Here is a 23,064-nt window from a genome sequence, read left to right as displayed (position 1 = left end):
AAGCATGTTCAGATTTGCCTACTTTGCGGCGCTATGCGCTATGACGGCTTTCACAAAGTGGTCAATTGCCGACGAGATAACCCCACGACCGGAAAGGTGTCCTGATCAGATAAGTTATAAGTCGGACACGGATCCTGCATACAAATATCTGGAGGAACAGCAGCACAGCATCTATAGGCAAAATCCGTCTCTTACCGATCCTTATTCTCGAGCTGAATTGGAGAAGCCGCGGTCGGTGAATACTTTTGCAGAGCTCCTGGCGCGTGCACGCAAGGCATGTCCCAACCCTGCGTTACGAAAACAATGCGCCCTCGATCCTGACTTGGTTGTCGAGATGATGAAGACCTTGCCCTGCCTTGCCTTGCCGACTCGCTTCGAAGCCCCGCTCTTTATTTCCTTGATTAACCTCTACCTGAAAGACTTGGACAAAGTACGCTTAAAAAAATTCCCAAGGTCACCTGAAACCCGGTTTGGATCATTGCCGACTGGAACGCTGGATGCTCAAGCAATCTTGCCCCCTGGAATCAAAAACCCTGTGGTTATTCTCAATAGAGATCTCTTTTTTTTCACCGGGGCGATGTCCAAAGCTATTACGGATTCCATTCCAATCACAGTCGGCGCGTCCGTTGGCCTGGATTACTCCAAATCCGCTATCCGTAACCGGCTGCACGAGCACCCCTATATTGTTGAAAACTTCGCCGACGCTATGGTTCGTTTAGTCCGGGAGGGAAGCTCGGCCGGGGCGATTGAGGTTACCTTAGATGAAACCCACAATCATTTGCATGCGAGATTGGTGACCGCAATGGACCAGTTTCTTATTTCACATGAGGAGGCGCACGTCATTCTCGCTCACGTCAGCGATCAATCTGTTCAGTTTTATATGGCCGGCAGCCATAAAAACGATAAACCTGCTACGGCTCAAGCACGAGGCGACCGCAGTACCCACGTTTTACCCCTTGCTCCCAATACCCAGGCAGAAGACCCTTCTGCGATACTCAAGGCACAGTTGCGTACCAGGAAACAGGAGTTGGAGGCTGATGCCCTTGGGTTTAAGCTAATGATCTGGTCAGCCGAGCAAGAGGATGACCCTATAAAAATCATGGTGGCCGCCGCCGCGCCCCACATGACATTTCGAATACTTGATGCTGCGAACGCTTACGGTACTGAGGCTGGAGGGTGGAAGTTCAGTGACGTGAATCACCCCACTGCAGCTGACCGAATCAAGGCTCTTGCGCCGGTGTTTGCGGAAGTGGCTAAAACCGATCTCCAGTTACAGGAAGCAGATTTCCGAGATGCATTTGACGCTGCATTCACAGTACTCCTAGCGGAAGCCGATCCGCAAATTCGCAAGCGGTTGGGGTTAGCGCTGAAGAAGCGATAGTCATAATCGGTCGGCGGGCAGCTATTCGTCAACAAGACTGGCCAGCAAACGTCTGCGATTGGCGGAACTCGGCCGTTCCATACAGCTCAGTGTAAGGCCATGCTTGTTCTTCAGGCAAGCAAACGCTGCGCTAAGGGTTCCTGGTCGACGTAACCAGAGTTGCCACTTCCCTTTGACTAATCTCTACAAGCCTGACTGGCAGCCGATGGAAAAGGAATTCGGCCAGCATTCCATATCATGCATTTTGACGCGTTCATGTGCCACTACCAGACGGCGAAGACAGGAGATATCCTCAGCGTCTGCGACGTCTACGTCGCATTCAAGAGCTTTGAATGCAGCATCTTCAGCGATCAGGGAGTTGTGGGAACAGCCGAATGATGCGCGAGAAGTTGCGGGTTTTATGTACAGGTTGACACTCAATTACATATGCCACATCAACAGAATATCTGCTAACAGGTCATGCACATTAATTTTTTCTTGATCTGTCGCAGCCAAGCAACGCTCAAGTCGACCAAAGCTCGTTCGCAGACTTTTCAAAATATAATATCCAAAACTCGACAGAACATGCAAAGGAAATTTTTTAATTTCAAGCGAGGTCAGAGACACATTTCAGCAACGCCATGACCCGACATATCGGAACAACTTTAATCAGACAATGGCAAGCTTAACTGGAAAAGAAATCAAACTGCTCGTCAAGCAGATGTTGTGTACCACTTTGAACTTTCGCCACGCTCCAAAGAGTGGCGAATTCACGTGCTGGGCAGGATGCTATCGAATGCTTGAAAATTACCATACCAAGCAGCCCCAAAAATTCAAGCGTTTTCTAGCCCTGCAAAATCCCACATGCAAGATTCAACACTGTGAATTGACGCCATGCACGAGTTGCGACCGACGCAGGGAAAAGGACAACTATCTCTCGGACTTGATAAAGCTCGGATACAAGCAAAGCGTCCAACTATCAGCTTATGCAAATAGTGGCACCATAACTTCTTATCTCCAGCAAAAGCAGCCTTTGATGGTATATAGAGATTACGGAGATGATACAGGACACGTAATGATCATTTCCGGAATTGTTGTTAAATTTCCTTCAGCAAGCACGCTTATTGTTGTCAACGATCCTGACAAGCACAAAGGGGAACTAGTGGATCTGGTCGATTTTTGCATGGGAAATGGAAATCCCTGGATTGACACCTGGATAGCCAAGAAATGAATAAAAGATTATTTCTGAATTATTCTCCTGACACGCTCATAAGGATTCGTGAGCTCGTTAAACACACACTTGCTCTTCATGTCCATATAAACCATCATGAAATTCTGCAAGACGATTTGACGCTCGAGTATGAACTGGATGTTTCCATGCGAGAGTGGAGCTTCGACAGGAAAGGCAGATCGCCAACCGAACACTCGCCTTGGGCCGTGAAAACTGCAAACCTCATCCTTGATTCAGCATTACGCGATCACCATATCGTGACGATAAAAGGAATCGAAAATAAAATTGAACAATTGAAAATTTCCGCTGACCGCCCATTACCAAACCGTGACATGCCAAAACTGCATTCGTCATCGTCGTTTGATCATCTGGACGTTCTGCTGCAGTTGGGCATGCAGGCGCAGTCGCAAGTTCGATGGCTGACCTTGCCAAGATCAAGCTGTGAGGGATTGCTTTTAAGACCGAAAGGCACCGAGCTGACGTACATACCGCTGTCAGTCGGGCCTTATCGTGAAGTTCCGTTCAAGGAAAAACAGGCCTACAAGATTCAGGAGATTTTTGACTATATCGCAGACTTGCGACTGCTATGATTCCAGGAAACGCTGCTTTACTGATCAATGCCCGAGCAACACTGCGCAAGCCAAAATTGTTTGAGGTTCCTGGAAAATCAACCGAGTTGATTGTTTGGCCAAGTTCGTTTGGCGCATTGATCGCGCCGTATTGACTCATCCTCTCCACGTCCGTGCCTGGCCACCATGTAAAGCGTAGGAACGTTCTAAACCTCCGACTTGTCCGAAAAACCCTGCTGAATCAGCTTGGACCTTATACTCCAGATCTGCTCGCACTCCTTGACGGAAGGAACAAATCTTGGAATGCGACCGGCAGTCCTGAGCAAGCGCTCGTCGCGGGAGTCGAGCAAGCCACGCTCGCTGCCCCACTCCATCAGCTCCTGCCACTGCGCCGGTCGAATTCCCAGCACCGCTGTTCTGGCGAACACCCCGTATCCAATCTGCTGAATTCCGCTTCCGCTCGCATATTTTTGCAGGACCGGATCGAACAGCTCATCAATCAGCTTTTCGCCGAGCGGTGCGGCAGCATCCCGCGCCCTTTCCCAGCAGGCCTCCTGCTTCGCCCACTCGGTCACGTTTGCCTTCGGGCGATCGGGATCGGTGAGGACGCCGAACACGGCCCGAGCGCTCGATGCGATCTGCGCGCGCAGCGCCGCGGACACGTTCTGCCGTGCCCAGATCGCACCGAGATCGAGCTGTTTCCCTTTGCCCGACTTCAGCACCGAGAACTGCAGCACTGCCAGCGCGTATGTCACGATGTTCGGCCGGTATGCGCCCTCGTACCAGGGCTGATCCTTCACGATCAGTTCCGTCTGCCGGAACAGGATTGCCATCGCGACCAGGTCCCTGAAGTACTGCTCGTCGAAAGCAGCGTCGTTCTCGGTCCAGCGTTTGGCCAGCCACCCGGCAAAGAAGACGAAATTCTTCTGCGCCCCGGCACTCACCTTGTGCGGCAACCCCTTCCAGGTATTCTCGAGCTTGGCGATATCCAGCTTGGTCAGCAGCTGCGCCTTCGGGTTCCTGCGCAGGAAATCCTTTGCCGCATCCTTGCTCAGGTTCTTCTGATCGTTGACATACTGTCCGCGCGAGCGCTCGTAATACCAGCGGGTCGGGACATCCCCGTTCACGGCCGGCGCCTGCACCTGCTTCGAGAGCTGCTCCAGCCGCAGATGGTACGGATGATTGGCGAAAAAATCGGATTCGTTGACCTTGTTCTGGCTGTTGGCGAATCGGGCAATCAGCGGTATCAGCTCCGGGCTGCGAGAAGGCGGCAGGACGGACAGTTTCATCTGCACCCATACCTTCGCCAGGTCGTGGCCCGCGCGGGCTGCAGCGGCAAGTGACGCGGTGGTCTGGCCGCCGTTCACGATCTGGAGGTTGGTCGCCCTGACTATCCTCGAAGTGTGCTCGTCGAATTCCACGGATTCCGCGGTCGCGGCAATCCCGTTGTTATAAGCGAAGAACATCGCCGGCTTTTCGGCAATGGTCTGCTGAATGCCCGAGTTGATCTTGCCCTTGGTGCTCAGGAACGAGCGGACGTTCCCTTCCAGCACCCGGCTGCCATGACGCTCGTAGATCGATGCCAGCACGGCGCCGGAGACGGTGCAAAGATACCCCTCGTAATCCTCCGAAGAACCGGCATGCAGTGCCGCGATTCCGCTGCCGCTGCTGCTGCGGAAGTCCACCTCCAGGTCGTCCCTGCCACTGTCGGACACCCAGGCACGGTGGAATCGGGCGACATCCCAGGTGTGGCGCTCGACCGCAATCCCGGCAGGTGCGACACCCTCGGGTGCCTGATCGGCGAAATCGGCCAGGCGATCGGTAACGAGGTAGAGACGCAACCGGGAAATGGTGGCCTGCTGGCGCACCATGTCGGCAGCGAGACCGATACCGGGATCGCCCTGCGGGTTGCCCTGCCTGGACAGGTCGCCCGCGAATGCGGCGACGGCGAAGCCTTCCGCCATTTCGAACAGCACTCTCGCTTCATCGTCCGTGATGGTCCCCGTTTCCGGAGTGCCGCAGAAATCGGCAATGACCAGAGCCAGCGATCCGTCGGCATCATCGAATGCGTAGCCGTCGACCCGAATGTCCGGCTGTCCCGGCATCGATCGCGCAAGACGACAGCGCTGGAAGTCGCTGAATTCTTCCGCCTCCGTCAGTCGCCTGCCGGCGTCATCGACGAAAGCCGCTTCCTCGTCTTCCCCTTCCTCCAGCGCGACTTCGCCGATCGTGGCGAGCCAGTCATGCCTGAAGGCCGTCAGCGCAAGAAAGCGATGATGAAGTTCGGCGTCCTCGCGCTGATCGAATACCCGTTCGATGTCGAAAACCTCCACGGGAACCGGGCGACCGATGATGTCGAGATCGGGCGCATCCAGCGTTCTCGCACACAGATCGGTCAGGACATGAATGCGGACCTGTCGAATGTCGTTCCATGCTGCGGCAATCGTCGAGATCAGCGGGAATGCGTCATGGCTCTCGTCGACGTGTTCGGCGAGAGTCCCGGTGGCTGCCAGCTCGAGGAAGCGTCCGCACTGCGCGATCGCCTCCAGAGCAGTTTCTTCCGGCATCGTCCGGGGCTCGTTCTCTCCGGCATAGACCGTGACCAGAAGGTCGAGGCGATCCAGCGCCTCGGACAGCGCATAGCCGCTCAGCCGGAGCACCTGTCCATCCACGGTCGCCACGAAGCGGCACGGCTGCGGTTCGAAAGTGATCCCGCGCTCGGCCATGTAGCCTGCGAAGACTTCGACGAACGCAAGTTCCTCGAACTGCACCCGACCGCCGTTCACGACGGTCCGCATGGCGAGTCGGTCACGCACTTCACCGTGCACGACCGCGAGAAAATCCTTCAGCAGCATGTTCGAATCGGCGTTGTTCATCAGGCGGCCTTGCGTACGGCGATCAGTTCGGGAATGCTCATGTCCGGCACGGACCAGACGTGATCCAGCATGACTTCCCAACAATCCTTTCGCTTGGCCCACTCGGAGATCATGCGTCCCTTTGCGCTTTCCTGCAGCAGGGCGTGGACTTCGTCCGCCCAGACGAGGATCTGTTTTCCGAGCTGCGGCGAGATCGACTGGCGCTCCCAGATGGCGTCCAGACCGATCCTGTCTCCCAGCAGGTGCGACACCAGCGCCACCGTGTAGGCCGTGACGTTTGCCTTGAAAGCGGGGAACCGCGGCTTGATCAGCCTCTCCGCCGACTTGAAGATGATGACCTGGGCGATCATGCGCTTGTACTGCGCCACATCCGGAAGCGCGACCGTCTCGCTGTCGTCGGGCGTCATATGTTTCATGAAGGCCGGGAACGCCTTCTGCCCGCCCAGGCTGACCAGGTCGGGCATCTGCATCCAGGCGCACAGATACTTGGCAAAATCGGTCTTGGTCAGCTTGCGCGCGGGCGGCATCGACTCCTGGAGGCGACGGCGATCGGCCGCCGACTTCGCTTCGCGATCGAGCATCACCTTGTAGCTGCCGGCCGCGCGTTCGTAGTACCAGCGGCTCACGCCATCCGGGCAATACGTCGTCATGGCCAGCTTTTCCATCTGTACCTGGAAGGGCTTGTTCGCGAAAAGGTCGGATCCCTTCACCGCACTCTGCGAGTTCGCGTACCGGGAGATGTCCGCGATCAGACCGTCTTCCGAGAGTTCGTCCGTACGCCGCAGCACGATGATCTTGGCAGGCACGCGCACCTTGCTCAGGTCGACGCCGGCGTACTTCTTGCGAGTGAAGAAGATCGACGCCATCGTCTGTCCGCCGTTCACGACCTGCATGCCCTTCAGCCAGGCGATGCCCGGGCTGCCGTCGGCGGCACGCTCGAGGTTCGCTTCGTCGGCGACGATGACCACGCCGTTGTTGTAGGCCATGAACCGCTCCGGCTGCTCGCGCAGCGTGTCACGGATTCCCCTGTTGACCTTGTTGGTCTGGCTGAGGAACGACCTCACGTTCGCCTCCAGGATGCGCGGGCCGTACTTTTCGTACAGGTGGCGCAAGGCTTCCCCGGGAATCGCGGTCAGCGCGTAATCGTATTCCGCATCGTCGCCCGACACCCAGACACATGGCAGCGGGCCGCCACAATCGTTGCTGAAGTTCACGACCAGTTCATCGCGCGGCTTGCCGCTCTGCCAGTGGTTGAACAGGCGCTCGATGTCCATGACCTCCAGCTTGATCGTCTTGCCCTGGATTTCACGGGCCTGGAAGGTACGGGTCTTCGCCTTCCGATCGGTCAGAACGTAGACCCGGATCTGCTCCAGGGACGGATAGGCCTGTTCGATCGTCTGCACGAGTGGATAGGCGTCGTGCGACTGGTCCATCTTGCGCAGCAGGGCGCCGGACACGCATTCTTCGAGAAATTTCGCGCACTGGCCTGCGGCACGCGTCGTTTCCGAATCCGGAATGGACGTCACCGCGTCGCAGCCGTCGTAGAGACTGACATACAGGTCGAGCTGGTCGAGGTCATCCGAGATCGCGAAGCCACTCAGCCGCAACGTGCTGTTGCCGATGCGGGCCATGTAGCGACAGATCTGCGGTTCGAACGTCATGCCGATGTCGGCCATGTGCCTCGTGACGACCTCGGTGAACACGAGTTCGGGAAACGGCGTTTCCTCGCTTGCCTCCGCCGCCCGTGCCGCCAGCTCGCCCCGCACTTCCAGCTGGGTGTCACGCAAAAATTCGATCAGTTCCATTCAGACTGCTCCTGTAAGTTCCAGCACATTCCCGAGAGAGAATGCGCGCGCGCCGGTGGCGTCGAGATCCAGTTCGTAGCGCACCCGCCTTATTGCAGCGGGCACGTTCCCGGTGACCAGGCGCGGAAACGTCTCGTCCACAAGCACGAACCGTGATTCGGACACGACCAGGCGTCGTGTGTAATGTTCGGCGTGCGCATCGACGTAGCCGGCTTGAAGCAGCGCGTTCTCGAACCTGCCTGACGCAGCAGGATCACTCTCGAGCACGAGGCGCAGAGCGTGCACTCTCTCGCTCAGCGTCAGACCCTCGGCCGCGACGGCAAACCGGCAGCCGAGGATGAAAAGCGGCTGTCGCGTCGAATCGTCCAGCTGCTCGAGCGACAGGATGGTCGCCGGAAAGCCGTCGTGAGACAGCGTGCTTTTCACTTCGATGGCGCTACTGCCGATCTCGAAGTCCTGCAGTCCGTCGAGTGGCCCCTTCCATCCTTCGACAGCCGCGTGCGCATCGACGCCGGCATCGATCAGCATGTCGAGGCACACCAGTTCACCGGCGAGCCCCAGCTCGGCCTCGGGGCTCAATCCCGTCATACTCCTGCTCATGAACTGCTGCCACGCCCGCACTCGCCCCAGGAACAACTGCAGCTGACGCTGATGCGTGGCCGCCGCGCTGGCGGCGATCATGGCGACGACGTCGGAAGCCATGCGGGCGAACAGTTCGATACCGCCCTCTTCCTGGCGCACCAGTGCGAGCCAGTCGCCGGGCAGGCCGGGCGCGATCCGCTCGACCCGGAATCCGGTTGCGGAAGGAAGATTCGGGGCCGGAGGCAACGTCGCCGATTCGAATCCGATCAGAAGCGCTTCCCGATTTTCCGGAAATTTCCGGGCAGCCTGGAGTCGGCTTCCATCCAGGCCCGAGACTGCAATGCTGCGCCAGCCGCTCTCCGAATGCGTGCCACCGGAGAGCGCGCGCCAAGCACCGGCAAGCTCTTCGTTAAGCGGCGTCGGCATATTCCTGCTCCCAGAGGACATTGTTGACCTTGTACGCCACCTTCGTACCCGACTTGCTGCCCGGGAAGCTGATGCCGAAGGCAACGACCGGCATCGACGGCGGATCCGCAATGTCCCCCAGCTCGAGCAGGTAGATGAGCAGAAGCCCGCGCTCCGGATGGGCATCGACACCCGGAGCGCCGTGGCCTCGCACCTTGCGCAGAGCCGGCCCGCTCGGGACCTCGGGTTCTTCGTGCTTCCTGGTCGGCGCTGCGTGTTCGGCCCAGATCTTCCGCGTCAGCTCCAGCGCGGCCTGCCAGGCATCCCGATCGAAGTCGATGGCTTCGTCCCGCGGGGACAGAAGCCGGCCGATCGAATAGCGATCGGTATCGGGTGCACTGGCCTTGCGCTTCGTGCGCCTCACCTGGAGACCTTCGATATCCGACGCCTTGTCGGTCACACCGCCCCCGACCAGCGCTACTGTCCACTGGGTCAGCTCCCCTTCCTTCACCATGGAGGAGATGAATTCCCTGATGGCCAGGCTGTTCACCTTCAATGCAGCCGGATGGGTACTGTAGGCACCGAGGAAGTCCGTGACGTGTTCGTGCCCGACACCGTTCCACACAACGCCATTCCATTGATCCGACCCACCGGGTCGCTCCTGCACGGGATTCACGTCGCCCTGGGGCAGAACCGAGATCAGGTCCTTCAGCGCCTGGAAGTTGCTGCCGATTCGCGCCTCGTCACGGTGCAGCGAGATCGTCTCCACCACGCATCCGCTGAACGACAGGTTCAGGGTCTTCGCCGCACGCATCTTGAGGCGCGACGTTACCATCAGCACCGGATGCGACACCACCTTGAGACCGTAGTCGCGCGGTTTGCCACCGCTTTCGACCATCATGTCGAACTCGTCCCGCAGCTCTTCGGCGGCGTCCGCAATGTGTTCGAACCATTCGACCAGCTCGGCGGTCGTGTATAGCCGGCACAGGTCGAGATAGCCCGGGCGATAGCCGAACCAGCGCCCCATCTGCATGAGCGTGTCGTACATCTGCGACGCGCGCAGGAAGTAGCTGGTGCACAGTCCTTCCAGTGTCAGGCCCCGCGCCAGCTTGTCGCCACCGATGGCAATGACCTTCAGTCCGTCTGCCGCGTCCGCGTAGTCGAGCACATCGCCTGCAGTACCGTTGATGACCCGAACGCTGATTTCGCTGACCATGTACGGGAGGATCCCGGCGATCGCATCCCAGTCGTCGACGGAGTACGGTCCCGCGTCCGGCACGTTCGCTGCGAGCTCCTCGGTGGTGAGCACGAAATCGCGCTGCCACAGTTCGTGCAGACGCGCGAGCACCGGCTCGTGCCCGATCCTGCGCGACAGTCGCTGGTCCATGCCCCGGATCAGAGCTTCGACACGAGCATGCACTTCGCGCTGCACGTCATTGAAGCGCGTGACGTGCACGAGCATCGAACTGTGCTCGCCCTTCTGACCGCGCAGGTGCCGAATCGCGCAGGTCAGGACGAATGCATCGATCGCTTCCTGCAGTGACGCAGGCAGGCCCGTATCGTCCGGATACGGCGGTACGTGAGTCTTCTTGTGACCGGTGGGCATCCATCCGGATTTTCCATCCTCGCCGCAGTGATCCGCGACTTCCCGAACCAGGGGAAGAGCGCCTTCCCGGATCTCGCCATTGTCGAGGCCGAAGACCCGCGCCGGCCCGACGTAATTCGACGGCGCGCCCAGATTGTGGATGAAGGCGGCCGGGAACAGATCCGGCCCCTCCTCCTTCGTCTCGCCACGCTCGTGAATGAAGATGTTGGCGAATGGCGTGGCCGTATATCCCACGTACGCCTTTCGCTGGAAGGCGTGCAGAATGCGCCGGATCAGTCCATTGATGGCCTTGGGCTCGTAGTCCTCCTCCGTCTTGCCGTTCTCGTCGAAGAACTGCTCGCCGGTGTCGACGGAAGCGTGGTCTGCCTCGTCGTCGACGATCAGCAGCGGCAGATGGGTCACGACCTTGCGCCCGGTGGCCGGGTCGGTAGCATCCGCAACGTGGGTCCTGATCCACTTCAGCAGGCGATTGAGCACGGTCTTGTTCTTCTTGACGACGAACAGCCAGGGCAGCGCCTCGGGCGATACGCCGAGATTGCGGATATTGCCGGCGATGAAATCGCCTTTTTCGGTACGATTGGTCGCGTAGTTGGGTCGAATCGAGGGGTCCTGGTCGATTCTGCCGACACCGACCAGGCGCATGCCCTCCGCGTTCGGGTCGGTCTCGAACCCAAGAAAACCTTCGTCCAGGCGAATCTGCGTCTGCGTGCGCAGATTGTTGTGCAGGCCCGCGAGCACGATGATGATCTTGTATCCCGCATCCGCCGCCTTGCAGATCAGGCCGGTGTAGCTGCCGGTCTTGCCCGACTGGACGTGTCCCACGACGAGTCCGCGGCGGTCCCAGGGGCCCTTGCGTCGCGGGTCTTCCAGCATGCCCAGGATGCGATCGGTGGATTTGTCCAGTCCATCCACGGCCTGCCAGGGGAGCTTTGCTTCCTGCATCTCGCGATAACGCTGCCAGTAGCGCCAGTCCTTCTTGCGCTCGGGGGTCAGCCAGGGCTCGTGCCCCTCCTCGTTTTCCAGCGCGGTGTCCTGGGCACGCCATACGCTGAAGCGGCGGATCAGCTCGTCCGATACCGCGTTCCGGTCGAGTCCTTCTGCCCACCCCGGATTGATCATCAGGGCAAGATCGATCTTCTGCCCGATGAGTGCCGGCGTGATCGCACTCTTGTCGGGCTCATTGAAGAGCAATTCCTGCACGATCTTGATGACGCTTGCCTTGTTGGCATCTGCCTGCGATGTCATTGCTTCTGTTCCTGTTCGGTTGGATCGTCCGGCAGCGCAGCCACCAGCTCGGGATGGTTCTGGAATGGTTCGGTCAGCAGGAGACGGCTGCGGGCCTGCGATGGCGACATTCCCTTGAGCTGCACCATGTTCCTGTACATGATCTTCAGCACGTCCATCACCGCCGCCGCAGGCTCGCCAGCAAAGCCGGTTCGCGGAGTTTCGCGCTGCTCGGCCGTGTCGATCCAGATGCGCTGCACCGGCACGGTTTCCTCGATAATCCGCAGCATCGCCAGCACCTGCGGTGCCAGCCCCTTCGCGTCGTCCAGCACCGCACGTACGGCCGGATGGGTCGTGTCGATCCGGTAGCGCATGCCGCCCGAAAAATGATGCGACTGCCAGACCTGGCTTACCACTTCGCCGTTCCTGGTGCGGGGAGCCTGCCCGCGCATCGCGAACGCACGCCGGGCCCTGGCCCGGGTGTCGTCGGCCAGCTTCGCGAGCCAGGCCCGGATCTCGACTGGCGGCCTCGCGGTCGACTTGCGGATGTCGATCTTCCACGCGGCGTCGGCGGAGTTCGGGATGTCCAGACGGATGCGTGCGAGCCGATGGGCCTCATCCTTGGTCCAGCCCCGCCCCTGACCGAGTCCGAGCCAGCTGCCGGCCACGAGCAGGCGCTGGTTGCGATACACGTAGAACCCCTGCTGTGCGGTCCAGCCGTCCGGCCCTTGCGCCGACTCGAATTCCTTCGCGCTCAAGCGGTCCTTGTGAGGCAGGACATGACACTCCACCTCGACGCCCGGCATTCCTGGTGCGGACGCGGGTGGAGAATGCCAGGGCTTGGCCGGGTGACCGCTCAGGAACGGATCCCATGGTGCGATGCTCTTGCCCGCAATGCGCAACCGCAGCAGAGGACGTGCCCCTTCCAGGTAGCGGTGGAATACCATCGAGAGATGACGCTCGACCCGGTCGATCAGGTCAAGGAAATCCTGTTCCCGGAAGCCATCGGAGACGATGCGGTCCAGAACCTCCCACAGCACCAGCGTGCCCTTTTTGCGCGTGCCGAAGTCGGCGACCAGTGCGGCAGCGCTGTCGTCCGGCCCTTCCAGCAGATGCCAGCCGTCATCCGTACTCGCCGCCAGTACATCGAGATCCCAGCGCAGGCACTGCAGCCCGTCCTTCCCGGTGGTCGCCACCGTGAGACGGCGACACTGCGAGAAAGACGCGGTCTTGAGCCCGAGACCGAAGCGGCCCAGGTCGTTTTCGCTGCGCTGGTCCAGCGGATTCCTGTCCCCCAGGCGCATTGCCGAGTCGAGTTCCGCAGCGCTCATCCCGTGTCCATCATCCTCGATGCGGACGCTGCTCCCGGGTCCGTTCCAGACGAAGGTCAGATCGACGGTCGTCGCGCCGGCGGCAATGCTGTTGTCGATGATGTCCGCCAGCGCCGTCGCGGTACTGTAGCCGAGGCCACGCAACGCCTCGATCATCGCCACTGCGCGTGGCGGTGCATGGCGAAAACCCGCTCTGCTCATGATTCTTCCTCCGGTTCTTCCCTGGTTGGCGCGGCATCGAGATACGGAAGCAGGACCTCGGCTCGCGAGCGATGCCGCAGCTTGCCAATGGCCTTTGCTTCGATCTGGCGAATACGCTCTCGCGTGACATCGAAAGCGGTGCCGACTTCCTCGAGCGTCATGGGGTCGAGTCCGCCAAGGCCGAATCGAAGGGCCAGCACCTTGCTCTCGCGGTTCTTGAGTTCGCCAAACAACTTTTCGATCGCGAGCGACAAGCTTCGATCTGCAGCGACCTTGAACGGATCGGGCGCTGGATCCACAATCGAAAACGGGGACGGGGTATCCGGAGCGTCATCGGTACCGCAATCGTCAAGGGAAAACACCTGCCTATCCAGGCCGACGATCCGCTGCACGCTCTCCGCGGTCAACGACAACCGTTCCGCGATCTCGTAGACGGAAGCGCCGCGGTCGCGTCCTCGGCTCAGGTCACGACGCGTGCGGTCGATCAGGTTGACCTTTTCAACCATATGCACGGGCATTCGAATTGTTCGCGCGGTGTCGGCCAGACCCCGACCGATGCTCTGGCGTACCCATGCAGTCGCGTAGGTGGAAAACTTGAAGCCGCGTCGGAAGTCGAACCTCTCGGCAGCGCGCATCAGCCCAAGATGGCCGTCCTGGATGAGATCTTCCAGTGGCAGGCCGCGTCCACGAAAGCTGTACGCGATGTGCACTGTCAGGCGCAGGTTGGCGAGAACGAGCTGGTCACGCGCGCGCTCGTAGCTGTCGACGGCGTCGACAATGTTGCCGGCCAGTGCCGACACGTGCTCCTTCCCGAGTTCGAGCAGCCTGGTCAGCTCCTGGGGCCGTGGCCTCGGAACTGCGGCTTCCCGACCGTATTCGGCCATGCCGCTCCTGATACGCGCAACGTAAGTGCGGAAGTCGAGCTGCCCGTTGTCCGCATCGTCCTCCACGTCGTTCGTTCCGTTCGTCGTGCCCGCGAATTCGTCACCCTCCTCAGGGCTCTCGCCACTCGCATCGGGCGACACGTCCGCACGGAAGACCATCTGCCAATCGCTCTCGGGAAGCGATACGAGCGCCCGGGTCAGCGATCCGAGCGCCATGTCCATGCGACGGCCGATCCGTTCCTCGTCCTGGCGCTTGATGAGTTCGGACTTTCGTGCGCTGGCGAGGTGATAGACGGCCGGGTCCGCTGGTTCCGGCAGATACTCCTCGAATGCGTCGAGCGCCTCGAGGACTTCTTCCGGGTTCACGGCCGGCCGTGTACTGAACGTACGACTTCGGTTTTCCAGGAAGATGCCCAGGTCGTCCAGCACACGCTGCAGTGCAACGCCGGCATCGTCGATCCGTGATCCGCAGTCGGATTCCAGCGCATGCCAGAAGTCTCCCGCAGTGACGAGACCGTTGCCAAGTCCGATCGCGATCAGCTCCTCGATGGCCGGCATTTCGCTGTGGGAAACGGCAGGCACCTGCAACACGATTTCCGGAAGCGTGAATTCGATGTCGGACCAATCGGTTTCGGTACTCACGCGACGATGCGTGGACAGCGATCGCTGAGCCTGGCTGGCAGCCGCTACACACTCGGCGTCGTGAGACGGTGGAATGACAGCCTCGTCCGGCAGCCAACCGTCGGTATCGTCGTCAGGTTCTTCATGCGAGGCCCCATCCGCGTCCTCAAGCAGCGTGACGGGCAGCGCTTCGCTCGTCGCGGCGACGACCTTCGTGAGTCCAGCAATTTCGACAGAGACCGACTCGATCAGCACGTCGGGCACCGTACCGGGCACCGGCTGTTCGTCCGCCAGCGAAGATGTTTCGTATCCAGGAACGTCGGGAGAGCCCGGACCAGGAAGCTCGAACCCGGACAGTAAATCCGCCACAGCCGAATGTCCTTGTCCGGCAGCCAGTTCAAGAGCTGTGCGGCCAGCGGAGTCGACTAATGCAGGATCAGCTCCGATGTCGAGCAGCTTGACACAGACGCCAAGCTGATTGTGCATCGCAGCCAGCATCAGAGGTGTGAGTCCGGCGCCATCCCTTCCATTGACGGGCTCGCCACGCTGGATATGCAAGGCAATCGCATCGGCGGCACCGGATCTGATCGCCAGGCGGAACAGCGCGCCCAGCTTCTTCTCGGTCATCAGGGTCCCTAGCATTGCCTGCTCCCGACCGGGAGGACTTGGCAGGTTGAGGTACGGTATAAGGACACTTGGGGCATTGCTTGCTACTAAGACTTTAACTTAAAGAAAAACAAGTTATGAAAAAGCATTATCCATCATTTGCTGCTGGTTAAGACAACAGAACGTTAAACCGCATGGTTTTTCTCGCAATCTGTTGCGGATTCGGCATCGGCAGTTCTGCGGGCCGAGTCAAAGCCGGATCCGAGTCGTCGCGCTGGGTAGAAATCATGATGTGCTGTGCGACAAATGCTGTCGCACAATGGTATGGCTGCAGGTTTGAAGAAGTTGACGCCAAGTGACGGTTCCGTTACGTGCGGGCGATATTGAAATAGAAACTGCGAAATCGATCATTCAAGACGACCCATGCCACTGATGTCGTCTGGGAGTCCAGCCCGAACGCTGTACTCGAGACGAGTATCGAACAGAGCGTGAGTTCTGCCGGCGACGTCGTTCTGAAGGACGACTCGGTCTGCTCCAGAGAGTTGCGAACGTTCTTTGCTTAGATTCCAACAGCAAAGAGTGAGTGCCTGCAGATGCGAATGACTTGGTTTTTGCAGGGGTCTTGTCAATAAGACCCATGTTGTACAGCAAGGCTCGACAAATTTGCCATCGCGAACAGCGATATCGTCCCCACGCCGCCACTGGTTTATGATCGGAATGTATTGCACTGAGAAAATTTCCGGTTGACTACTTTTTTTAATTTACCTAGAGCGATCATGAGCGGTGAAATGAAGAGTTCAAGCGTGGTTGGCGGGCTGGGAGCTGCAGCGACCGCAGCGACTGCAGCGTCCACGGCGTCCAGCGTCATCGGTGCTTCCGCGGCAACAATCATGAGTGCGACGGCAGGCACTACCGGAGCTACCCTTGCGGCGACGGCGGGCGCCGCCGGTACCGCCGGAGGAGCAGCGATCGCTTCCGGGATGGCCACTGTCGGAAGCCTGGTGGGAGGCGGCATGGCTGCGGGCGCCATCATCACTGCGGCAGCTCCTGTCGCGCTCATTGCCGCAGTTGGCTACGGGCTGTCCAAGCTCTTCGAAGACTGACCGCGCTTGGCAGACGTCCCCTCCGGGGCCAGCACCGACCGCTTTTTTCGAGAAGACGCAAAGGGGCGCCGACTCGCGCAGGAAACCCGTCGGATTCCGCGACCAACGGCATGCGGGGCCTCCTTGTGGAGAGGGCCCCTCTTGCTTCCGTCGAACGTCAAGCTTGCAGCAAATCGACCCGGAAGTAACTACTTCCTGGCCGGACCGTTGTCACGACCGCCACCAGACTTCTGCCCATGCTGCTTGCTCGGCCAATTCGGTTGTGTGCTCATGATGAATCTCCTTGAATGATCCCTGTTGACATACTGCCTGCAGTCGGGATGTCGCTGCAGGAGGGTCGGTGCAACGTGCATCGATGGCAGGATTCTGCTACCAGCGCCCCGGGCAGGTCCATGAAAGAACGCGTACCCCTGCAGGTGCAGTCCGGATGACCATCATTTGCCGGGGTACGCCGTCTTTCATGGAAAACCTCGAGTGCTGGCAGGATACTGGCGCCTCTTCAACTCCACTGCTTTACCACCATGGCCCGTATCCCCTCGCCCGAACAGATACTCCTCGAAGTTCACCAGAGCCTCGGACTGGAGCGTCCCGCATCCAAGCACATCAACCAGTTCACCCAGCTTGGCTTTCCACTGCAGCGCCAGAAGGAATTCACGGAAGCCCTTCTGACGGACATTTTCTCGGCACTCGAAATGGATGAGCAGGCCAGGACCGATGCCCGGGAAAATATTCGCGAATGGTTCGAGTTCGATCTCGCGACTGCTGCGCATACCTGGACCCACGAGGCAAGCCATCAGCAGGTACTGTGGCACATGCTGGCATACGCCTGGGTTCCGGGGCTGGCGCGCCGTCTGGCCTTCTGGGATCTCGCCGGCGCCCAGCGTGGTATTCCCTTCGATGCCGGCATGCCGGGCGGGGCATTCTGGTTCCTGCCGACGTGGGACCAGTCCGCCGGCACAGTCCGGCTACCTGTCGAAGGTGTGCTCGAGTGGCTTCTTGACCTGCTGGGAGACCAGTCGCTTGAACAGGCAGCGGGCGCGCTGCAGCGCGAGCACGCGCAGCGCAAGAACATGAATGCTCTGCGGACCCTGCAGGGCTGGCGGCTGGAGGGCACTCTGCCGCAGAGCTCGAAAATGATTGAGGAGCTGTTTCATGACGATGCCGAACTCGATTTTCGGGGCAGCTTTGATCTGCACACCGGCGCCCCGGCAGACGAACAGCTTGCCGCTGCAATCGAGTTCGTGCGTCGCAGGCAGCTCGCACCCGAGATACTGGCGCACGAACTTCCCTTACGGGCTGCCCAGCTCCACGCAATTATTGACGGCAATAGCTCGGGCGAAGAGAACGATGCGTTCGTCCGGGCTCTCGCAATCCGCTACGCGACGCCATCCATGGAAACCGTACGCCAGCGCTTGCGCGTCGCGCGCATGGCTCAGGATGCTTACAAACGACTTCTGAAGACACTTTGCGACCCGGATGTCGACGCCGGATGCGCCGACCCTTCACGGAACCGGCTGTTGTCGCTGCTGGCGCTTTTTCACACCGTGTACAACCTGACGATCCAGTCTTCCGGACACGGGGACAGCAACGCCGAACAGGACAGCTGGTTCGAGTCGAGGTTCGCGCCTTGGGACAGGGTCGATCTGCTGCTCGCAATCATGCCTTCTGCAAGGGGATTCGGTTACCGGCTGCTCGGTGAACGCCTGACGAGACAATTCATGGCGCTTGGTCCCGGTGCCCCTCTGCCCGACCTTGTCGCCTTTGCCGAAACTGACCAAGCTCCGTCCACCGTGGTCGAACGAATACGGATGCTCGAGACGGAAGCCGACGAAGATGCACGCATCGAAGCGCTCCGGAGAGCCGCGGCCACGCTGCCGGCCTCGGAGGTCCGGCAGGCAGTTTGCGCGGAGACCAGTTACCTTGTCGTGAGCCAGCTGGCGGCGGCGAGCGCCCTTCCGTTGGAAGTGCGCGCCATGGCAGGCACCCGGATGCGCGAGCTGGCCGATACGCCAGCACAGGTCGCCGGCGCACTGATTACTGAACTCGCCATGATGCTTGACGGCCCCGCTCCGGTACGAACAGATGAGGCACGGGCCCGGAACGACGCGCTACTGCAGGAAATCGAGGCCTGTGATACGGCCGGGATCTGGAAAGCCCCTTTTCTCCGATTCAGGGCACGGCACCGTCTCATGCTGAACGACTTCGAGGGTGCAGCTGCAGACTTCCGTGCGGCGCTACAGGCGTGTCACGATCGGAATCATGGTCCCTTGCAGGCTGACGTCGCAAAGGAGAGCCTGGCGACGGAAGTCGCGATGCGGGGACTGGATCGCAAGAGCCAGGATTATCTGTACCGTCATCTCGTTCCACCTGCGTGGGCATCCGGAAGACCGCGTTCGTTCGAGGACACAGCAGTTTTTTGCGAAGATTTTTTCTGGGGCACACTCTATAAGCCGTACGACGGTGTCGATCCAAGAAGTGGCCAGTTCGCGGCAGAACTAAAGGATCTCGTCAGCCGTTCCGTCAAGTTGATCCACGACGATGACATGAGACGACTCGGGTCCTGGCTGCTCCAGCACGAGAAGACGCTCCGACGCCTCAAAGTGAAGGATGTGCGCAGGGACAGCCTCCTTCTCCTCTGGATGAAGCAGCTCACCGCTCTCGATAAAATGGCGCGGATGCCGGTGATTCTTGGCGGTTTGCGACCTGGCAGGGAGCTTCCTGGCGCAGCCATGAGAAAGGCGATCCGTCTGCTGGCCGAACTCTGGCCAGAACAGGTTCGGACTTTCGATTTCAAGCAGCAGACGCCTCTCATGATTGCGGCCGATAATGGCGACCCCGATTTGACTGAATTGCTCGTCGGCTTGTCGGACGTGGACGCCCAGGACTATATCGGCAGAACGGCATTGCACGCGGCAGTCAGTGGCGGTTCATCAAAGTGCGTCGAGCTTATTCTCGATTCGAATCCCGATGTCGACAGGGTTACCTTTGATGAAGAGCAGACGGCACTGCATACCGCTGTCCGGTTTGGAAACCTGAAAGCTGTTTCGCTCATTACAGAAGCGTTCCCCTGCCGGCTCGAGAAGAACAACGGCGCCGGAATGACGCCACTCGAATTGGCCCGGGATCTGCTTGAGAATTTCGATGAGTGGCGGGAGTTCATGCGGCAGCAGAACCGCCGAATCGGTTCGATCGAAGAGTTCGGGGCAATCGTTTCGTACCTGGAAACCTTCACTTGCTGATTGGCAAAGCCGGAACATCAAGCATCGTGTAGAAAGAAGCTTTCGACTACCGGTTATCTTATCAGGGACACAATAAGCGCAAAGACGAAGACTAATCGTCTGCAGCCTCTATCACCGCCGTGCCCTTGACGGTCCTTAATTACAAAAGTGAATTGCGCGGCTATCGTAAAGACTCCTGAGCCATAATGTCGGGCACAAGGAAAGATGCGAGCGGGAAGCGTTACACAGCGGAATTCAAGATCGCAGCGGTCTGGCAGTTGATCGATCGTGGGCATCCAACGGTCTCTGCGCCCTCTAACAATGACTTTATTAGTAAGCGCGAATGATCGACTTAGGCAATCCCCATTTCACGCGTAAGCAGCGCGGTTCCAAGCTTGGTACTCGTTGCCATTATCAACGTGAAGTTCTTTTACGGGAGCCCGAAACAGGAGCCGGAACGTAGTTATTGAATAACGCGCTGGCGTTCACTAGATGGAGAATCACATTGTAGCAAACGCTGCAGTTGAGATGGCATTGGAGATCAATCCCACTTCAATGCACCACCCGTCTGGTACTCCGTCACGCGCGCCTCGAAGAAGTTGCGCTCCTTCTTCAGGTCGATCATCTCGCTCATCCACGGGAACGGGTTTTCCTCGTTCGGGAACAGCGGGTCCAGGCCGATCTGGACGGCGCGGCGGTTGGCGATGAAGCGCAGGTAGCCCTTGAACATCGCTGCATTCAGGCCCAGCACGCCGCGCGGCATGGTGTCTTCGGCGTAGCGGTACTCGAGCTCGACAGCTTTCAGGAACAGCTGTTTGATGTCTTCCTTGAACTCGGCCGTCCACAGCTGCGGGTTTTCCATCTTGATCGTGTTGATCAGGTCGATGCCGAAGTTGCAGTGCATCGACTCGTCGCGCAGGATGTACTGGTACTGCTCGGCGGCGCCGGTCATCTTGTTCTGGCGGCCGAGCGCCAGGATCTGCGTGAAGCCGACGTAGAAGAACAGGCCTTCCATCAGGCAGGCAAACACGATGATCGACTTGAGCAGCTTCTGGTCCGATTCCAGCGTGCCGGTCTTGAATTCCGGGTCGTTGATGACCTCGATGAACGGGATCAGGAACTGGTCTTTGTCGCGGATCGACGGGATCTCGTTGTAGGCGTTGAAGATTTCCTTCTCGTCTAGGCCAAGCGACTCGACGATGTACTGGTAGGCGTGGGTGTGGATCGCCTCTTCGAAGGCCTGGCGCAGCAGGTACTGGCGGCATTCCGGCGCCGTGATGTGGCGGTAGGTGCCCAGCACGATGTTGTTGGCGGCCAGCGAGTCGGCGGTCACGAAGAAGCCCAGGTTGCGCTTGACGATGCGGCGCTCGTCTTCGGTCAGGCCGTTCGGGTTCTTCCACAGCTCGATGTCGCGCTGCATGTTCACTTCCTGCGGCATCCAGTGGTTGGCGCAGCCGGCCAGGTACTTGTCCCAGGCCCATTTGTACTTGAACGGGACCAGCTGGTTGACGTCGGTCTTGGCGTTGATGATGCGCTTGTCGTCAGCGTTCACGCGCTTAGCGACGTCGGCAGCGGCAAGCCCTTCGCTGTTTTGTCCGGCGAGAGGAGTTTCTGCCGGTTCTTCATCCCATGACAGCATAATGCTACTCCCGAAAAATGGCGGCCACGGGCCGCCGGTCGACTAACATTCGACTATGGCAGTCCAAGTGCTCGGAGCGATGCGGACACGATATCACCGCTTCCCTATCGATCCCGCTCTAGCACTTCGAACTGGGCTGCTTTCTCTGCTGCAGCATCGGATTTATTACGTCCGGACCGCGACTGGCCAATTTGGTCCGGATGAACCCTCGGACCGACTACTTCCTTGCCGTCACGTAGCTGCTGGGCGATCACCTCCTTGCCCAATGCGACGAACCGCGACTCGTGTCCAGGCATATGTACCTCGGCGAATTTCCGCGCTGCGTCCAGCAATGCATAGGCTTGCACCAGTTCCGGATACTTCTTCACCACAAGAGTAGGCCTCTCGTTAGCGAAAGCCGACAGCTTGTCGTTCAATGCCTGATCCGCCTGTTTCTGTTGCGGTTCGACCCGAGACTGCTCTTGCTCCCGGAGCGTGCTCCGTTCTATTCCATTCTTGGGCTCGCGTTGGTTCACTTGTGCCAGCTCCACTTCCGTGGGCTTGTAACCAGTGACCTGCAGTCCATTCCTTACAGCCTCCACCCACGCCGCGCGGCGAAAGGCTTCAGATCCCTTTACCGTGATGCTGCTCCAGTCTCGCTCCTTGGCGATTTCGATCAGCGCCTTGACGACTTCCGGATGCTCTCCCCTGGTCGCCAGGCGGGCACCGCGGTCAACAAACGCGGGTGAACGGTCGGGAAAGTAATAATCGCTGTCGACCTTCAGGAAACGCTTGCGCACCGATTCGGGTATCGCTGTCGATTTGGTAAGGTCGCCATCTGCATTTTTGGAAGCGGCGCCAGCTGAATGGCCAGGATTTCGCTCTCCGACGTTGGCTGCCTGTGCCTCGGTTTTCAACTCAGTGGCAACCCTGTCGAACGCCACACGGTAATCAGGGTCTTTGAGTCGATTTCCCTCCGCTACCGCGAGGCCTAGCTTGCGAGTTGCGGCATCCCTGATCATATGTAGCGCTTCGACGTCGGACTGCGCAACGGCCGCAGCGGGTTGACCACCAAGGTTGGTGCTTGGTCCTTCTTTCAGCGAGCGTGACCGCTCAAGCAACTGACGCAACAGCCGGGCATCCTCGGCGTCGTGCACAGCCTGAAGGTCGACCTCGCTGACCGGCTCCTTTCGAATATCCAGACCGGCTTCGATCGAATTTTCCTTCGGCGTCTTTTTCGATTTTCCGTTAGACGCAACGCCTGCAGGAGTCTTGCTGCCTTGCGCTGCGTAGTCAAATTGCCTGGTTTCCGATGCTGTCGCACTTATAGCCGGCGACTCCGGTTTCCCCATCTCCGCTTCTGCTGAAAACAGCTCTCCTTTCGACGACCGCATCGCGCTCTCCAACCGTGCACGCCGCAATTCCCAGCGCACATCCAGTGCAGCCTGGTAGGCCGTATGCTGTTGCATGAACGCGATGCCTTCCGGAGTCGGGACGGGTACGGGCGGCAAGGGCGGCAGGTCGTCCACTTGCAGGCTTGGCGCTACTCCCTGCCCCTGGCCTTCTGCGGGTTGAATATCCAGACTCGGCTGTGTCGCAGCAATTACATTCTTTGGTTTCGAATTACGCGACCGCTTCGGCTTGGGCGGCTCGTCGCCAGCAACGGATTCTACTTTCGCCTTTCCGCCTGAGCGCTTCCTAGGTTTTACAGTCTCTGTGCTGATGTCCTGCGCATTCAGTTCACGGGCCTGCTCTGAGGTTGGCGTAATCGCATTCCTGTCGCCAACGCCGGCAACGCTGCCATCCATTTTCTGTTCGCTCATG

The 23,064-nt window shown here is 59.3% G+C and carries 12 protein-coding genes; 4 read left to right on the top strand and 8 right to left on the bottom strand.

Annotation, left to right across the window (positions count from 1 at the left end; genetic code table 11):
- The first annotated feature begins 4 nt into the window (after positions 1–4).
- From FBX97_RS24910 to FBX97_RS24900, 3 genes are all read left to right on the top strand, one after another.
- Positions 5–1,381, top strand: a complete 1,377-nt coding sequence (locus FBX97_RS24910) for a hypothetical protein (RefSeq protein WP_141837784.1) — start codon at positions 5–7, stop codon at positions 1,379–1,381.
- Positions 1,382–2,036: 655 nt separating this feature from the next.
- Positions 2,037–2,591 carry a papain-like cysteine protease family protein gene (locus FBX97_RS24905; RefSeq protein ID WP_141837782.1) on the top strand — a complete coding sequence of 185 codons (555 nt, stop codon included), beginning with the start codon at positions 2,037–2,039 and terminating at the stop codon, positions 2,589–2,591.
- Entirely contained in the window at positions 2,588–3,181 is a 594-nt protein-coding gene (locus tag FBX97_RS24900) for a hypothetical protein (protein WP_141837780.1), read from the top strand. Before FBX97_RS24905 ends, FBX97_RS24900 begins: the two co-directional genes overlap by 4 nt.
- 185 nt (positions 3,182–3,366) lie before the next feature.
- On the opposite strand, the gene FBX97_RS24895 is transcribed toward FBX97_RS24900, so the two are convergent.
- Genes FBX97_RS24895 through mzaA form a run of 6 tightly spaced genes read right to left on the bottom strand, consistent with a single transcriptional unit; the run spans position 3,367 to position 15,322 of the window.
- Entirely contained in the window at positions 3,367–6,036 is a 2,670-nt protein-coding gene (locus FBX97_RS24895; protein WP_141837778.1) for an AIPR family protein, read from the bottom strand.
- The gene (mzaE, locus tag FBX97_RS24890; RefSeq protein ID WP_141837776.1) at positions 6,036–7,841 is read right to left on the bottom strand and encodes an MZA anti-phage system associated AIPR family protein MzaE; all 1,806 of its coding nucleotides are present in this window, start codon (positions 7,839–7,841) and stop codon (positions 6,036–6,038) included. Before mzaE ends, FBX97_RS24895 begins: the two co-directional genes overlap by 1 nt.
- Positions 7,842–8,849, bottom strand: a complete 1,008-nt coding sequence (gene mzaD, locus FBX97_RS24885) for an MZA anti-phage system associated PD-(D/E)XK motif protein MzaD (protein ID WP_185748741.1) — start codon at positions 8,847–8,849, stop codon at positions 7,842–7,844. It abuts the gene before it with no gap.
- A complete protein-coding gene (locus FBX97_RS24880) occupies positions 8,833–11,679 on the bottom strand; it encodes a Z1 domain-containing protein (RefSeq protein ID WP_141837772.1) in 2,847 nt (948 codons plus the stop codon). The genes mzaD and FBX97_RS24880 overlap by 17 nt, the downstream gene beginning before the upstream one ends.
- Positions 11,676–13,190, bottom strand: coding sequence for an MZA anti-phage system associated ATPase MzaB (gene mzaB, locus FBX97_RS24875; RefSeq protein WP_255517626.1), 1,515 nt, complete (start codon positions 13,188–13,190; stop codon positions 11,676–11,678). The genes FBX97_RS24880 and mzaB overlap by 4 nt, the downstream gene beginning before the upstream one ends.
- Entirely contained in the window at positions 13,187–15,322 is a 2,136-nt protein-coding gene (gene mzaA / locus FBX97_RS24870; protein WP_185748740.1) for an MZA anti-phage system associated sigma-70 family RNA polymerase sigma factor MzaA, read from the bottom strand. The genes mzaB and mzaA overlap by 4 nt, the downstream gene beginning before the upstream one ends.
- Before the next feature lie 1,603 nt (positions 15,323–16,925).
- Here mzaA and FBX97_RS24860 point away from each other — a divergent pair.
- Positions 16,926–19,643 carry an ankyrin repeat domain-containing protein gene (locus FBX97_RS24860; RefSeq protein ID WP_141837767.1) on the top strand — a complete coding sequence of 906 codons (2,718 nt, stop codon included), beginning with the start codon at positions 16,926–16,928 and terminating at the stop codon, positions 19,641–19,643.
- Between the two features lie 520 nt (positions 19,644–20,163).
- Here FBX97_RS24860 and FBX97_RS24855 read toward each other — a convergent pair.
- Both FBX97_RS24855 and FBX97_RS24850 read right to left on the bottom strand, forming a co-directional pair.
- Entirely contained in the window at positions 20,164–21,261 is a 1,098-nt protein-coding gene (locus FBX97_RS24855; RefSeq protein ID WP_141837764.1) for a ribonucleotide-diphosphate reductase subunit beta, read from the bottom strand.
- A gap of 104 nt (positions 21,262–21,365) precedes the next feature.
- On the bottom strand, positions 21,366–23,063 hold the full coding sequence (locus tag FBX97_RS24850) for an LPD7 domain-containing protein (protein ID WP_141837762.1): 1,698 nt from the start codon (positions 23,061–23,063) through the stop codon (positions 21,366–21,368).
- Between the last annotated feature and the right edge of the window lies 1 nt (position 23,064).

This window comes from Herbaspirillum sp. SJZ107 (assembly GCF_006715485.1).
In the GTDB taxonomy this organism is placed as follows: Bacteria; Pseudomonadota; Gammaproteobacteria; order Burkholderiales; family Burkholderiaceae_D; genus Telluria.
Note: the sequence above shows the minus strand (reverse complement) of the source record. Positions and strands in the feature narration are given on the sequence as shown.

Bases quoted from the DNA above. Each gene is read 5' to 3' on its own strand.
- FBX97_RS24910 (WP_141837784.1), top strand. From the start codon at position 5: ATGTTCAGATTTGCCTACTTTGCGGCGCTATGCGCTATGACGGCTTTC.
- FBX97_RS24905 (WP_141837782.1), top strand. From the start codon at position 2,037: ATGGCAAGCTTAACTGGAAAAGAAATCAAACTGCTCGTCAAGCAGATG.
- FBX97_RS24900 (WP_141837780.1), top strand. From the start codon at position 2,588: ATGAATAAAAGATTATTTCTGAATTATTCTCCTGACACGCTCATAAGG.
- FBX97_RS24895 (WP_141837778.1), bottom strand. From the start codon at position 6,036: ATGAACAACGCCGATTCGAACATGCTGCTGAAGGATTTTCTCGCGGTC.
- mzaE (WP_141837776.1), bottom strand. From the start codon at position 7,841: ATGGAACTGATCGAATTTTTGCGTGACACCCAGCTGGAAGTGCGGGGC.
- mzaD (WP_185748741.1), bottom strand. From the start codon at position 8,849: ATGCCGACGCCGCTTAACGAAGAGCTTGCCGGTGCTTGGCGCGCGCTC.
- FBX97_RS24880 (WP_141837772.1), bottom strand. From the start codon at position 11,679: ATGACATCGCAGGCAGATGCCAACAAGGCAAGCGTCATCAAGATCGTG.
- mzaB (WP_255517626.1), bottom strand. From the start codon at position 13,190: ATGAGCAGAGCGGGTTTTCGCCATGCACCGCCACGCGCAGTGGCGATG.
- mzaA (WP_185748740.1), bottom strand. From the start codon at position 15,322: ATGACCGAGAAGAAGCTGGGCGCGCTGTTCCGCCTGGCGATCAGATCC.
- FBX97_RS24860 (WP_141837767.1), top strand. From the start codon at position 16,926: ATGGCCCGTATCCCCTCGCCCGAACAGATACTCCTCGAAGTTCACCAG.
- FBX97_RS24855 (WP_141837764.1), bottom strand. From the start codon at position 21,261: ATGCTGTCATGGGATGAAGAACCGGCAGAAACTCCTCTCGCCGGACAA.
- FBX97_RS24850 (WP_141837762.1), bottom strand. From the start codon at position 23,063: ATGAGCGAACAGAAAATGGATGGCAGCGTTGCCGGCGTTGGCGACAGG.